General features: G+C 60.0%; 13 protein-coding genes. 5 read left to right on the top strand and 8 right to left on the bottom strand.

Features of this window, described 5'->3' with window-relative positions; translation table 11 throughout:
- Positions 1–20 precede the first annotated feature (20 nt).
- The 8 genes from PSH96_RS25535 to PSH96_RS25570 form a co-directional block, all read right to left on the bottom strand.
- Entirely contained in the window at positions 21–305 is a 285-nt protein-coding gene (locus PSH96_RS25535) for a YceK/YidQ family lipoprotein (protein ID WP_305455992.1), read from the bottom strand.
- Entirely contained in the window at positions 298–927 is a 630-nt protein-coding gene (gene ubiX, locus PSH96_RS25540; RefSeq protein WP_017136038.1) for a flavin prenyltransferase UbiX, read from the bottom strand. Before ubiX ends, PSH96_RS25535 begins: the two co-directional genes overlap by 8 nt.
- Positions 924–2,273 carry a UDP-N-acetylmuramate:L-alanyl-gamma-D-glutamyl-meso-diaminopimelate ligase gene (gene mpl, locus PSH96_RS25545; protein ID WP_305455993.1) on the bottom strand — a complete coding sequence of 450 codons (1,350 nt, stop codon included), beginning with the start codon at positions 2,271–2,273 and terminating at the stop codon, positions 924–926. Before mpl ends, ubiX begins: the two co-directional genes overlap by 4 nt.
- A gap of 113 nt (positions 2,274–2,386) precedes the next feature.
- Positions 2,387–3,469 carry a hypothetical protein gene (locus PSH96_RS25550; RefSeq protein ID WP_305455994.1) on the bottom strand — a complete coding sequence of 361 codons (1,083 nt, stop codon included), beginning with the start codon at positions 3,467–3,469 and terminating at the stop codon, positions 2,387–2,389.
- Positions 3,470–3,712: 243 nt separating this feature from the next.
- Positions 3,713–4,030 carry a hypothetical protein gene (locus tag PSH96_RS25555; protein ID WP_305455995.1) on the bottom strand — a complete coding sequence of 106 codons (318 nt, stop codon included), beginning with the start codon at positions 4,028–4,030 and terminating at the stop codon, positions 3,713–3,715.
- 146 nt (positions 4,031–4,176) lie between these two features.
- Positions 4,177–4,944, bottom strand: a complete 768-nt coding sequence (locus tag PSH96_RS25560) for a hypothetical protein (RefSeq protein WP_305455996.1) — start codon at positions 4,942–4,944, stop codon at positions 4,177–4,179.
- The gene (locus PSH96_RS25565; protein WP_305455997.1) at positions 4,934–5,092 is read right to left on the bottom strand and encodes a hypothetical protein; all 159 of its coding nucleotides are present in this window, start codon (positions 5,090–5,092) and stop codon (positions 4,934–4,936) included. The genes PSH96_RS25560 and PSH96_RS25565 overlap by 11 nt, the downstream gene beginning before the upstream one ends.
- Before the next feature lie 205 nt (positions 5,093–5,297).
- Positions 5,298–7,193 (bottom strand): sigma-54-dependent Fis family transcriptional regulator, encoded by a 1,896-nt coding sequence (locus PSH96_RS25570; RefSeq protein WP_305455998.1) that lies wholly within the window; start codon positions 7,191–7,193, stop codon positions 5,298–5,300.
- 271 nt (positions 7,194–7,464) lie between these two features.
- On the opposite strand from PSH96_RS25570, the gene PSH96_RS25575 reads away from it, so the two are divergent.
- The 5 genes from PSH96_RS25575 (at position 7,465) to PSH96_RS25595 (ending at position 13,467) form a co-directional block, all read left to right on the top strand.
- Positions 7,465–8,985, top strand: a complete 1,521-nt coding sequence (locus PSH96_RS25575; RefSeq protein ID WP_058420203.1) for an aldehyde dehydrogenase family protein — start codon at positions 7,465–7,467, stop codon at positions 8,983–8,985.
- A 208-nt stretch (positions 8,986–9,193) separates the two neighbouring features.
- On the top strand, positions 9,194–10,627 hold the full coding sequence (gene eat, locus PSH96_RS25580) for an ethanolamine permease (RefSeq protein WP_058420204.1): 1,434 nt from the start codon (positions 9,194–9,196) through the stop codon (positions 10,625–10,627).
- A gap of 64 nt (positions 10,628–10,691) precedes the next feature.
- Positions 10,692–12,086, top strand: coding sequence for an ethanolamine ammonia-lyase subunit EutB (locus tag PSH96_RS25585; protein ID WP_305456000.1), 1,395 nt, complete (start codon positions 10,692–10,694; stop codon positions 12,084–12,086).
- Positions 12,083–12,916 carry an ethanolamine ammonia-lyase subunit EutC gene (gene eutC, locus PSH96_RS25590; protein ID WP_305456001.1) on the top strand — a complete coding sequence of 278 codons (834 nt, stop codon included), beginning with the start codon at positions 12,083–12,085 and terminating at the stop codon, positions 12,914–12,916. The genes PSH96_RS25585 and eutC overlap by 4 nt, the downstream gene beginning before the upstream one ends.
- 92 nt (positions 12,917–13,008) lie before the next feature.
- Positions 13,009–13,467, top strand: coding sequence for an N-acetyltransferase (locus tag PSH96_RS25595; protein WP_056861944.1), 459 nt, complete (start codon positions 13,009–13,011; stop codon positions 13,465–13,467).
- Positions 13,468–13,519: the final 52 nt, after the last annotated feature.

Raw genomic sequence — 13,519 nt, forward strand, 5'->3', positions numbered from 1 at the left:
CCGGCACACTCAACGCAACACTAGAGCCCGCCTGTTGCGTTGAACCCCACGCCCAACACAGTCAGTAACGACAACGGCAACAACAAGGTATCGAGCACCGCACTGGCCGGCAGGTCGATATGCGGATAGCTCGGCGCCTCAGCGCCAAAGCGGTCCTTGGCGCAACAGCCGCCATTGATCGCATACAAATCCAGCCGCGTGCCGGCATACACCACTGGCGCCCCAGGTTGCGCAGCGTCCAGCGTGCGCGCCGTGGCGCAGCCCGTCAGGTGCAGCGCCAACACCACCAGCAGCGCCTTATTCATCGCTGCTCAAATGGTGCTCGCCCCAACGCGGCAGCATGTCCTGGGGAATGTTCAGCAGGTTAAGGATGCGCGCCACCACAAAGTCCACCAGGTCATCGATGGTTTGCGGCTGGTGATAAAACCCTGGCGAGGCCGGCAAGATGGTCACGCCCATGTTCGACAGCTTGAGCATGTGCTCCAGGTGAATGCTCGAATACGGCGCCTCGCGCGGCACCAGGATCAACTGGCGGCGCTCCTTCAGGGTCACGTCCGCCGCCCGCTCGATCAGGTTGTTGCAGGCGCCCGTGGCGATGGCCGACAAGGTGCCGGTGGAGCACGGCACCACCACCATCGCCGCCGGCGCGCCCGAGCCAGAGGCCACCGGCGACATCCAGTCTTCTTTACCGTAAACCTTGATCTGCCCCGCCGCCGCCCCGGTGTACTCGGTGAGGAAGGCTTGCATCATCTGCACCTTGGCCGGCAGTTGCACATCCGTCTCGGTGGCCAGTACCAGTTGCGCGGCCTTGGAAATCAGAAAGTGCACCTCGCGGTCTTCACGTACCAGACAGTCCAGCAGGCGCAGGCCGTAAGGCGCACCGGATGCGCCGGTCATCGCCAGGGTAATGCGTTCCGGGCCGCTCATTTGAGCGCCTCGGCCAATTTACCGTGCAAGCCACCAAAGCCGCCGTTGCTCATGACCACCACGTGGGTGCCGGGCTTGGCTTGATGTTTGACGTGCTCAATGATGCCCTCGATGGAGTCGCACACGATCGAAGGCACTGTGCACAGCGCCGCAATCGCCGGCAGGTCCCAGCCGAGGTTGGTCGGGGCGTACCAGACCACTTGGTCGGCGTCGTTGACGCTTTCCGGCAAGCCATCGCGGTGCGCGCCGAGTTTCATGGAATTGGAGCGCGGCTCGATAATGGCAATGATGTTGGCCGCACCGACACGCTTGCGCAGGCCATCCAGCGTGGTCGCGATGGCCGTCGGGTGGTGGGCAAAGTCGTCATAGATGGTAATCCCGTTCACATCAGCGACTTTTTCCATGCGGCGTTTCACGCTCTTGAACGCGCTCAAGGCGGCGATGCCCATGGAAGGCACCACGCCCACATGCCGTGCGGCCGCCAGGGTGACCAAGGCATTGGCGACGTTATGTTGACCGGTCATGTCCCATTCGACGACGCCTTGGGCCTCGCCTTCGAACAGCACTTCAAAGCGCGAGCCGTCTTCACTGAGCAAGTTAACCTGCCACTGCCCGCCCGCACCGGTGGTTTGCACCGGCGTCCAGCAGCCCATGTCGATCACGCGCTGCAAGGCCGGCTCGGTAGTCGGATGAATCACCAGGCCTTCGCTGGGGATGGTGCGCACCAAATGGTGGAACTGGCGCTCGATGGCGGCTAGATCAGGAAAGATGTCCGCGTGATCGAACTCAAGATTGTTCAGGATCGCCGTGCGCGGGCGGTAGTGGACGAACTTGGAGCGCTTGTCGAAGAAGGCGCTGTCGTACTCATCGGCCTCAATCACAAAAAACGGCGTATCGCCCAGGCGCGCCGACACCGAGAAGTTTTGCGGCACCCCACCAATCAAAAAGCCCGGGCTCATGCCCGCGTGTTCCAACACCCAGGCCAGCATGCTGCTGGTGGTGGTCTTGCCGTGGGTCCCCGCCACAGCAAGCACCCAACGGCCTTGCAGCACATGGTCGGCCAGCCACTGCGGGCCAGAGACATAGGGCAGCCCTTTGTTGAGTACGTATTCGACCGCCGGGTTGCCACGGGACATGGCGTTACCGATCACCACCAGATCCGGCACCGGGTCGAACTGTGAGGGGTCGTAACCTTGAGTCAGCTCAATACCCTGGGCCTGAAGCTGCGTGCTCATGGGCGGATAAACGTTGGCGTCGGAGCCAGTAACGTGATGGCCCAGCTCTTTGGCCAAAACCGCCATCGAACCCATGAATGTGCCGCAGATACCCAGAATATGAATGTGCATAGTTGACCTCGTAAACATCGAGGCAGGTTAGCGCAGGGAGTAGGAAATCGCACCTTTTAAACGGTTGCAGCGTGAGCGAAATGCGCCAGGCACTTCGCTCGGTGGTGCGATGTTCACGCGGTGGCAGTGGCCTCGGATTCGCGCTGGCTGGCTTTAACCGCAGCGAGCAGGCGCAGGTTTTCATAAGACCCGATCATGCGCTCAAGCTTCTTTTCAATCAGGTCAAGACGCCCTTTTGCGTCGGCTGGAATTTGTTCTCCGGGTTTATAAGGTTTAAAAACAATGCCGTTCTGCCGGGCGGCTTTTTTAAACTGTTGCTCAGTAAGGCCCAGTAACTTTTCAAGATGACTCAAGCGTCCGGTGTCATCGGTTGGCCAACGTTCATCCTTGGTATAGACGCGGTCTTTCTCGCCCGCCAGAAGCATGACGGTTGAGGCCATGCCCAACAATTTCATTTCGACATCATCCAGGCGCGCACCGAGTGTGTCCGCCGGGGCGGGGGGCGAGTCGACGGGTCCGACAGGCACATCTGGCTTGGGAGAGGGGGTGGCGCTCGGCAAAAACGGCGGCGGCAATACACCGGGAGCGTAGGAGGACTTGATCTTCTCACCGGCGGCAACGGAGCCTGCGTAGGCGCCGACATTGATCGGCGCACTGACAAGCCCGGTAATACCGGCGCTGATCGCCGCATCACGAGCCACCCGCAGGGCGTTTGGTCCAGTCGAAATCACACCGGACTTGACCAGGCTGTCCGCATCGATAACGCGCTTGGCCGCCTCGGCAACACTGATGGGGGCCTGTTTGCGCAGATTGGCCATCATCAGCTCGTCATGGGCCTTGATTTTATTGGCGTGAATAACGGCCTTGCCCACGTCCTTGAAGCCGCCACCCGAGGGCTTGGGTGCATGCCCTGGTTTGATCGGTGGAGCAGGCTTTGGATCCGGCTTGGGCCTAGGCGGCACAGGCGGGCGCGGCGGTGGTGGCAATGGCAGTGACGATGATGGCGATGGTGGCCTCGGCCCGCCTCTCCCGCCCCACCACTTGAAGCTGAGGTTTTTGCTTTTGACCTCCCACTTGTCCGGCGCCAAAGGCTCGTCGGCGGGGTCGACCTTATACGACTCGGACTGCGCAGCAGGCTTGCCGTCGTATACAGGTCGCAGAGGAATTAAAGGAAGCATCGAAGGGGTAATGTTCATAGTGTTAACCCGCGTGATTGTTATTGTATGAAAACACTCTAAGCTGTTGCCCTAGTTAAGTGGGCAACCGCTTCATCGAGGTTCCAGCCAATTATCCACACAGGCTGTACGACATGGGCACTTTAACGCTGAAGGCGGCAGTAAGCCTACAAGCGTAAAGTGCCAATACCGACGACTGCTCGCCTTCAAATAGAACCTAAGAACGGCTCAAGACTTTACAAAAAACTCTGTGACGCATGCACCTCAAGGCTTGATTTTTCCTGCCAACTCTTTACTCAGCGCAGTGATAACAGCCAACCTTGCCTCAATGGCTTTCGCACGACCTTCAAGACTCGTGTCATCGTTACTTTTGAAATCTATATGCTTACCAAACACCCTCTCCAATTCCGTCAGCGCCAACTCTTCCCGGGTGGCAGGCTTACTTTTCAACACCCCAGACGCCCATTCAAACTCTTTTTGCTGTTTGAGCATCGCCGTCACTGACAGGTTGTAATCTATAGCCGAGTACTCGCCTTTCGGCTCCGCACCGATCACTTCATTTGCCCGCCCCCAATCAAGCATTGGATTGCGCCGTACTTCTTTAAGTTAGTTTTCAGTCTGCGTTGAAATCGGTGATGTTTTCCCAAAGAGCATGACTTGACTGTACGTCATATTGGCCACGCTCCCCGGCACTTGCTTTTCAATACGCCAGGCTTCGATGGAGTAGGTCACCCAGGTACGGGAAGATAACCTAGCAACCGTCCTAACAAGCTATCCGACTCTGCTCCGGACTGCCCCCCTGATGGACCGACAGGATTCTGCGCTTTCCATTGCGCTACAGTTTGTTGCAGTTGGTCGCGTTTTGCATTGTCCAGCGTCGTGGGCTCCGCCCCTCGAGTCAGAGGCTGCGCGCCACCCTGTTCTGCCTTCGGCGCACGGACGGCGAGGTCGAAGTCCAGCGTATTGGCCAGGTTGCGTGCCTGCTCAACGTTCTGCGGCACATTCAGCTGGTAGTCTTCAATCAGTTGCTCGGCGCTGACCTCGGTAATCAATTGACCACCGTCGTTGGAATACGCGGAACGAGGGTCGATAGGAACCATCACCTTGCTGAGGTCGACCTTTGCACTGGGGTCATCCACCAGATTGTTCAGTGCTGCGATGAGTGCCTGCGTATTAGCCTCGTCTCCCAGCGCCTCCTGGTGCTCAGCCAGTGCCTGCCTGGATCTCAGCGACGTGTGAGGAAGGGGCGGGAATTGAACGTTGGTATTTTTTCGAAGCTTGTCGCGCTGCTCGATCGCCTGCGCCGGAGTCAAGTCAGTCCGCTGCCCGTAGAACTTGCCTACAACATCCCACGCTACCTCGCCTTCTGGCCAAGGCACCGTCAGGGTTTGACCGGGCTCTGTAGCCAATGCCTTGGCGATCGCCAGCAGTGTTCGCGAAACATCAGCCCATCCGGACACATCCGAGAGGGAAAAGGTGTGACGCTCAGGCCCCATCGTTATGCGCCTTGCCCGCATCGGCAGGCGTCGACTCGCCGCCGATGCCTGGAATCTCTTTTTCGGCAGCCGCAGCAGGTGCATTTTCCACTGGGCCTGCGGAGGAAAAGACACCATAAGGTGTAGGAAAACTTGAAACATTCGTCATTTAACCCTCCTGAACGCGACGTCGCTATGCGCAATTCCTACGTTGAGTGGTTATGCAACTTACAAAGACCCAAGGCGCGGCAAAAAGAATATTATCGCTGTATTACGAACGACTGCCATCGCCCGGCTCGAGCTCTCGTACGGTGACTGAAAAGTCTAAACATCAGACAGCAGTCACCTCTCAGTGATGCCGAGTGAAATAGAGGTCAACGAAGGGGAATACCGTGCTTGCGCAATTTGCGATACAGGGTATTGCGACTGATCCCAAGGTGTTCGGCTGCATGGGTCATATGCCATCGCTGCTGCTCCAGCGCCTCAAGCAAGGTCAAGCGCTCGGCATGTTCCAGAGGCAGGTCAGGCTTCTCATTGAGTGCATGGGGCGGGAGTGGACGAATGTGCGCCGGCAGATCCTCAAGCCCAATCAGGCCACTCTCGGTCAACGCAACCAATGTGCGTAACACAGTGCGCATCTGCCGCACATTCCCCGGCCAGGCAAACGCTAATAGTCGTTCACGCGCGTCGAGATCAAGCAGGACGTTTTGCGTACCCGCTTCGTCTTTCAGTAAAAAGTCCAGCAACTGCGATTTGTCACTTCGATCACGCAGCGCCGGCAATGAAACTTCCAGACCGTTGAGCCGGTAATACAAATCTTCACGGAAGCTGCCGTCCTGCACACGCGCCAACAAATCTCTGTGAGTGGCACTGATGATGCGCACATCTATCGGCTGAGGCTCGCCGCCGATGGGCACCACCAGACGATCCTCCAGGACTCTCAACAAGCGAGTCTGCAAGGCCAAGGGCATGTCACCGATTTCATCGAGAAACAAAGTGCCGCCATCGGACTGCTGTAACTTGCCCTGCATCCCCTCTTTACGCGCGCCGGTAAAGCTGCCGCCGCGATAACCGAACAGCTCGCTCTCGATCAGGCTTTCCGGGATAGCGGCGCAGTTGAGGGCAACGAAGGCCTTATCGGCACGCAGGCTGGCCTGATGCACGGCCTTGGCGAATGCTTCCTTGCCACAGCCGGTCTCGCCGTTGATCAACAGCGGTACGTCGCGCTCAAATACTCGGAGGGCCTTGCGAAAATCATGCTGCAACGCGGCATCGCCCAGGCAAATACCCGAAAGGCGTGGCGCCTCAGGCTTGGCTATCGGCGCAGGCGCGTTGCGTGCCTGGCCACGCAACGCGGCGAACAAATGCCGACCATCGCGGGTACGCAACGGCCAACTGGCAGTAGCATTGGCGCTGGCGCGGCCGAGCAACTGGTCCAGCGAGCACTCGAAAAACGCCTCTACCGGTTGCCCCAGCAAACCGCCGCGCGCCTGCCCCAGCAGGTTCAGCGCACTCTGGTTGACCGCACAGATTCGCCCTTCACCGTCGAATGCCAGCAACCCTTCGCTGAACAACCCCACGGACTCCGCCTGCAGGTGAAAGCGCAGCAGCCAGTGCTGTTCAAAATGGCGCAGGAAGTAACAACTTTCGATCATCTTGGCCGACAAGTTCACCAGCGCCATGGTGTGGAACTGGCTTTGACGCGACACGGCCTCACGCGCCGATGACACGTCCAGCACCGCCAACAGTTCGCCATGGGGGTCGAACACCGGGCTTGCCGAGCAGGTCAGGCCGGTGTGTCGGCCGCGAAAATGCTCATCGCGGTGAATGGTCAGGGACTGGCGCTCCACCAGGCAGGTGCCGATACCGTTGGTGCCTTCACACGCCTCGCTCCAATCGGCGCCCAGCCACAGGCCGGCGCGCTCGAACACCTTGCGTTCGGCCGGCGCAGTCACGCAGTTGAGGATCACCCCGCGGGCATCGGTGAGCAGCACGGCATGGCCGGCGCCGGAGAGTTGTTGATGCAGGCTGTTCATCTCGCTGCCGGCGATGTGCAGCACTTGCTGCAAGCGCTCGCGACTTTCCAGCAGGCGCCCGTGTTCAAGCACGGTGGGGGCCATGGTCAGTGCGGGGTCGAGGTGGTAGTCCTCCAGGCAGCGCAGCCAGGAGCGGGCGATGGACGGGTCGCTGCCGGGGCCGTGGCCGAGGTCTTGCCCACGGGTGACGGTGAGGACTTGCTGGGCATGGCGACTGAAATGATCGTTATGCATGTTCTTATTATTCTCCCTGCGTGAGAACGGCCAGCATCCCCCAGCCATCCGGGCATTGCAATCCCGGGCCGACCCACTGGTCACAGGCTGTACCGCTTATGGCACAAACTGTCACCCCACCTGTACCGCAAGTGTCACAGCAACGCGTTGCAACAAAGCCAAAACCCTTGATTTATCTGGCGTGCACGGCGGTGGCCCGACCTTTGCTCTACGCTTTATCACGCGCAACACCGCTGTACTCCAATAAACATAAAAGCAGGAGATACCCACCATGCGTTACGCACATCCCGGCACCGAAGGCTCGATCGTGTCCTTCAAGGCCAAGTACGGCAACTTCATCGGCGGCGAATTCGTTGCGCCGGTGGACGGCAACTATTTCACCAACACCTCGCCGGTCAACGGCAAGCCCATCGCCGAATTCCCGCGCTCCACCGCCAAAGACATCGACAAGGCCCTGGATGCCGCCCACGCCGCCGCTGACGCCTGGGGCAAGACCTCGGCCCAGGACCGTTCGCTGGTGCTGCTAAAAATCGCCGACCGCATCGAACAAAACCTCGAACTGCTGGCCATCACCGAAACCTGGGACAACGGCAAGGCCGTGCGTGAAACCCTCAACGCCGACATCCCGCTGGCCGCCGACCACTTCCGCTACTTCGCCGGTTGCATCCGCGCCCAGGAAGGCACCAGCGCCGAGATCAACGAACTCACCGCCTCCTACCACTTCCACGAGCCACTGGGCGTGGTCGGCCAGATCATCCCGTGGAACTTCCCGCTGCTGATGGCCGCGTGGAAACTCGCACCGGCCCTGGCCGCCGGTAACTGCGTGGTGCTTAAACCCGCCGAGCAAACCCCGCTGGGCATCAACGTGCTGATGGAGCTGATCGGCGACCTGCTGCCGCCTGGCGTGCTGAACGTGGTGCACGGCTTCGGTAAAGAAGCCGGTGAAGCCCTGGCCACCAGCAAGCGCATCGCCAAGATCGCCTTCACCGGCTCCACACCGGTGGGCTCGCACATCATGCACGCGGCGGCCGAGAACATTATTCCGTCGACCGTTGAGCTGGGCGGCAAGTCGCCGAACATCTTCTTTGCCGACATCATGAAAGCCGAACCTTCGTTTATCGAAAAAGCCGCTGAAGGCCTGGTGCTGGCGTTCTTCAACCAAGGCGAAGTGTGCACCTGCCCATCCCGCGCACTGGTGGAAGAGTCGATCTACGACGACTTCATGAAAGTGGTGATGAAGAAGGTCGAGCAGATCAAACGCGGCGACCCGCTGGACACCGACACCATGGTCGGCGCCCAGGCGTCCGAGCAGCAGTTCGACAAGATCCTGTCCTACCTGGAAATCGCCAAGGGCGAAGGCGCGCAACTGCTCACCGGTGGCAAGGTCGAGCAACTGACCGGCGACATGGCCGGTGGTTATTACATCCAGCCGACGCTACTCAAGGGCACCAATGAGATGCGCGTGTTCCAGGAAGAAATCTTCGGCCCGGTGGTGAGCATCACCACCTTCAAGGACGAAGCCGAAGCCCTGGCGATTGCCAACGACACCGAGTTCGGCCTCGGCGCCGGCGTATGGACCCGCGACATCAACCGTGCCTACCGCATGGGCCGCGCGATCAAGGCGGGCCGCGTGTGGACCAACTGCTACCACCTGTATCCGGCGCATGCCGCATTTGGGGGCTACAAGAAGTCCGGTGTGGGCCGTGAGACCCACAAGATGATGTTGGACCACTACCAGCAGACCAAGAACTTGCTGGTGAGCTACGACATTAACCCGTTGGGCTTTTTCTAACTAACACCTGCTCCCCCATTTGAAATGCAATCAAGTGTGGGAGCTGGCTTGCCTGCGATAGCGGTGGTTCAACCAGCAAAAGTGGGTGACTGCCCTACCGTCATCGCAGGCAAGCCAGCTCCCACATTTTGATCTTCGTAAGTACTCGCAACTCGCGTTCGACACAAAGAGGTCGAGCTAAAACAATAACAACGGACGGTACTTTCCCATGCCTAGCGAACCCACTGGCTCTTCCGTCGACTTCGAAAAAGTCGGCACCGACTATTTCCAACAACGCGAACTGAAAAAAGGCGCTGCCGGTTGGGTGCTGCTGGTCGGCCTTGGCGTTGCCTACGTGATCTCCGGCGACTACGCCGGTTGGAACTTCGGCCTGGCCCAGGGCGGCTGGGGCGGTATGTTCCTCGCCACCTTGCTGATGGCCACCATGTACCTGTGCATGTGTTTCTCCCTGGCCGAGCTGTCTTCCATGATTCCTACCGCCGGCGGCGGCTACGGCTTTGCCCGCAGCGCCTTCGGCCCTTGGGGCGGGTTCCTCACGGGCACCGCCATCCTCATTGAATATGCGATAGCGCCCGCCGCCATCGCAGTGTTTATCGGTGCCTATTGCGAGTCGTTGTTCGGCATCGGCGGCTGGATGATTTACCTGGCGTTCTACATCATCTTTATCGGCATCCACATCTTCGGCGTGGGTGAAGCCCTGAAGCTGATGTTTGTGATCACCGCCATCGCAGCGATTGCCTTGGGCGTGTTCCTGGTGTCGATGGTGCCGCACTTCAACGTCGCCAACTTGCTCGATATCCCGGTGACCGAGGCCAAGGGCGCCAGCACCTTCCTGCCGTTTGGCTACGTCGGCGTGTGGGCGGCGATTCCCTACGCGATCTGGTTTTTCCTCGCCGTCGAAGGCGTGCCCCTGGCCGCCGAAGAAACCAAGAACCCCAAGCGTGACCTGCCGCGTGGCCTGATTGGCGCCATTGTGGTGCTGACCAGTTTTGCCCTGTTGATTCTGGTGATTGCGCCAGGCGGAGCCGGCACTTATGCACTGATCAAGTCGGGCAACCCGCTGGTTGAGGCGCTGGCATTGTCTTACGGCGGCTCGACCTGGATGGGCAGTTTCGTCAACCTGGTCGGCCTGGCCGGGCTGATCGCGAGCTTTTTCTCGATTATCTATGCCTATTCGCGGCAGATCTTTGCTCTGTCCCGCGCCGGCTACCTTCCGCGCAAGCTGTCGCAGACCAACAAAAGCAAGGCGCCGGTGCTGGCCTTGGTCATTCCCGGCATCATCGGCTTTGGCCTGTCGCTGACCGGCCAAGGTGACCTGCTGATTCTGGTGGCGGTGTTCGGCGCAACCATTTCCTACGTGCTGATGATGGCCGCGCACATCACCTTGCGTATCCGTCGCCCCAAGATGGAGCGTCCGTACCGCACGCCGGGTGGTATTTTCACTTCCGGTATCGCCTTGGTACTGGCCTGCGTGGCCGTGGTGGCGGGCTTTCTGGTGGATCCACGGGTGGTGATTGGCGCGGCGATCATCTATGGAGTATTAATTGCTTACTTTGCTTTCTACAGCCGGCATCACTTGGTAGCGGGCACGCCCGAAGAGGAATTCGCGGCGATCCAGGCCGCAGAGGCCGCCTTGCACTGATAGCCGTAAACCTCGATGCGGGCGCCTTACTCACGGGCAGCCCGCGTCGCCAAGGAGACACTGTATGGCAAGCTTTTCCCACGCGGTAGGTACACAGACTTACCGTTTCGACAGCCTCAAGGACGTGATGGCCAAGGCCAGCCCGGCGCGCTCCGGCGACTTCCTCGCAGGCGTGGCCGCGCAAAACGACGGCGAGCGCGTCGCGGCGCAAATGGCGCTGGCGAATATCCCGTTGAAACACTTCCTCGAAGAAGTACTAATCCCTTACGAAAGCGACGAAGTCACCCGGCTGATCATCGACACTCACGATAAACAGGCGTTTAGCGTGGTCAGCCACCTGACCGTCGGCGGCCTGCGCGACTGGCTGCTCAGTGATGCGGCCGATGAACACAGCCTACGCGCCCTGGCGCCCGGACTTACGCCGGAAATGGCCGCCGCCGTGTCGAAGATCATGCGCGTGCAGGATTTGGTGCTGGTGGCGCAGAAGATCCGCGTGGTCACCCAGTTTCGCGGCACCATGGGCCTGCGCGGGCGGCTGTCGACCCGGCTGCAACCCAACCACCCGACGGATGAACCGGCGGGCATCGCCGCCAGCATTCTCGACGGCCTGCTCTACGGCAACGGCGACGCCATGATCGGCATCAACCCGGCCACCGACAGCATTGCCTCGATCTGCGCCATGCTGGAGATGCTCGACGCGATCATCCAGCGCTACGAAATCCCCACCCAAGCCTGCGTGCTGACCCACGTGACCACCTCCATCGAGGCCATCAACCGTGGCGTGCCGCTGGACCTGGTGTTCCAGTCGATTGCCGGCACCGAAGCGGCCAATGCCAGTTTCGGCATCAGCCTGAGCGTGCTGCAGGAAGGCTACGAAGCGGGTTTGAGCCTGAATCGCGGCACCTTGGGCCAGAACCTGATGTATTTCGAAACCGGCCAGGGCAGTGCCTTGTCGGCCAACGCGCACTTTGGCGTCGACCAGCAAACCTGTGAAACCCGCGCCTACGCCGTGGCGCGGCATTTCAAGCCGTTTTTGGTCAATACGGTCGTAGGTTTTATCGGCCCGGAGTACCTGTACAACGGCAAGCAGATCATCCGCGCCGGCCTTGAGGACCACTTCTGCGGCAAGCTGCTCGGCGTGCCGATGGGCTGTGATATCTGCTACACCAACCACGCCGAGGCCGACCAGGATGACATGGACACGCTGCTGACCCTGCTGGGCGTGGCCGGGATCAACTTCATCATGGGCATCCCCGGCTCCGACGACATCATGCTCAACTACCAGACCACCTCGTTCCACGACGCCTTGTATGCCCGGCAAACATTGGGTTTAAAACCGGCGCCGGAGTTTGAACAGTGGCTGGCGAAAATGGGCATCTTCACCCAGGCCGACGGCAAGGTGCACTTTGGCAACAGCCTGCCACCGGCGTTTCGCCACGCCTTGAAGCAATTAGGATGAAGGAGCCGCCAGTGCAACTCGACCTGCCTGACAACCCGTGGCTGGAACTGCGCCGCCTCACGCCTGCGCGCATTGCCCTGGGCCGCACCGGCACCAGCATCCCCACCAACGCGCAGTTGGATTTCCAGTTCGCCCACGCCCAGGCGCGCGACGCGGTGCACTTGCCCTTCGACCACGCGGGCCTGAGCAGCCAAATGGCCGAGCGCGGGCGTGACAGCCTGTTGCTGCACAGCGCTGCAGTGGACCGGCACATGTACCTGCAGCGCCCGGATTTGGGTCGACGTTTAAGTGATGAGTCAGCCCAGAGCCTGCGTGACTACGCCGCCGCCCACCCAGGCGGCGTGGATTTGGCCGTGGTGGTGGCCGATGGCCTGTCGGCGCTGGCGGTGCATAAACATACATTGCCGTTTCTTACACGCATGGAGGAGCAGACCCAGGCTGAAGGCTGGTCCTTGTCGCCGGTGATCCTGGTGGAACAGGGCCGCGTGGCCGTGGCCGATGAAATCGGCCAGTTGCTGGGGGCCAAGATGGTGGTGATTCTGATCGGCGAACGGCCTGGGCTCAGCTCGCCGGACAGCCTGGGGCTGTATTTCACTTACAACCCCAAGGTCGGCCTCACCGATGCCTACCGCAACTGCATCTCCAATGTACGCCTGGAGGGCCTGAGCTACGGCATGGCCGCCCATCGCCTGCTTTATTTGATGAAAGAGGCGTGTCGTCGGCAACTGTCGGGGGTCAACCTCAAGGACGAGGCGCAGGTTCAGACCCTCGAATCGGATGATCCTGACCTGATCAAAGGCAATTTCCTGCTCAGCCCACCCAATGACTGATAGCTGCACGATTGCGCTTTTTGGCGTCATTAGGCAGCATCGAGTCACGGCCGCTTGTGTGGTCATACACCATTTGGAAGTTGAGGCCTGGCATGCGGATTACTCAAGCGACCCTGGAACACCTGGACCTGCTGACCCCGTTGTTCGTCAAGTACCGTGAATTTTATGGCGCGCTGCCCTTTCCGGACTCGTCGCGGGCCTTTCTGGAAAAGCGCCTGCGCCGCAAGGAGTCGGTGATCTACCTGGCCCTGGCGGATGATGACGACAAGAGGTTGCTGGGGTTCTGCCAGCTGTACCCGAGTTTTTCGTCGCTGTCGCTTAAACGCGTGTGGATTCTCAACGACATCTACGTCGCCGAAGATGCCCGCCGGCAGTTGGTGGCCGACAACCTGATGCGCACTGCGAAGAAGATGGCCAAGGAAACGCACGCGGTGCGGCTGCGGGTGTCGACCAGCAGTGACAATGACGTGGCGCAGAAGACCTATGAGTCGATCGGCTTTCGAGAGGATACGGAGTTCAAGAACTACGTGCTGCCGATCAGTGAAGACTGACGCTGTTAGCCCAACCACCATAGATCCCCTGTGGGAGCGGGCTTGCTCGCGA

Origin of the sequence: Pseudomonas sp. FP2338, assembly GCF_030687515.1 — a bacterium.
Classification (GTDB): domain Bacteria; phylum Pseudomonadota; class Gammaproteobacteria; order Pseudomonadales; family Pseudomonadaceae; genus Aquipseudomonas; species Aquipseudomonas salomonii.

Bases quoted from the DNA above. Each gene is read 5' to 3' on its own strand.
- PSH96_RS25535 (WP_305455992.1), bottom strand. From the start codon at position 305: ATGAATAAGGCGCTGCTGGTGGTGTTGGCGCTGCACCTGACGGGCTGC.
- ubiX (WP_017136038.1), bottom strand. From the start codon at position 927: ATGAGCGGCCCGGAACGCATTACCCTGGCGATGACCGGCGCATCCGGT.
- mpl (WP_305455993.1), bottom strand. From the start codon at position 2,273: ATGCACATTCATATTCTGGGTATCTGCGGCACATTCATGGGTTCGATG.
- PSH96_RS25550 (WP_305455994.1), bottom strand. From the start codon at position 3,469: ATGAACATTACCCCTTCGATGCTTCCTTTAATTCCTCTGCGACCTGTA.
- PSH96_RS25555 (WP_305455995.1), bottom strand. From the start codon at position 4,030: ATGCTTGATTGGGGGCGGGCAAATGAAGTGATCGGTGCGGAGCCGAAA.
- PSH96_RS25560 (WP_305455996.1), bottom strand. From the start codon at position 4,944: ATGGGGCCTGAGCGTCACACCTTTTCCCTCTCGGATGTGTCCGGATGG.
- PSH96_RS25565 (WP_305455997.1), bottom strand. From the start codon at position 5,092: ATGACGAATGTTTCAAGTTTTCCTACACCTTATGGTGTCTTTTCCTCC.
- PSH96_RS25570 (WP_305455998.1), bottom strand. From the start codon at position 7,193: ATGCATAACGATCATTTCAGTCGCCATGCCCAGCAAGTCCTCACCGTC.
- PSH96_RS25575 (WP_058420203.1), top strand. From the start codon at position 7,465: ATGCGTTACGCACATCCCGGCACCGAAGGCTCGATCGTGTCCTTCAAG.
- eat (WP_058420204.1), top strand. From the start codon at position 9,194: ATGCCTAGCGAACCCACTGGCTCTTCCGTCGACTTCGAAAAAGTCGGC.
- PSH96_RS25585 (WP_305456000.1), top strand. From the start codon at position 10,692: ATGGCAAGCTTTTCCCACGCGGTAGGTACACAGACTTACCGTTTCGAC.
- eutC (WP_305456001.1), top strand. From the start codon at position 12,083: ATGAAGGAGCCGCCAGTGCAACTCGACCTGCCTGACAACCCGTGGCTG.
- PSH96_RS25595 (WP_056861944.1), top strand. From the start codon at position 13,009: ATGCGGATTACTCAAGCGACCCTGGAACACCTGGACCTGCTGACCCCG.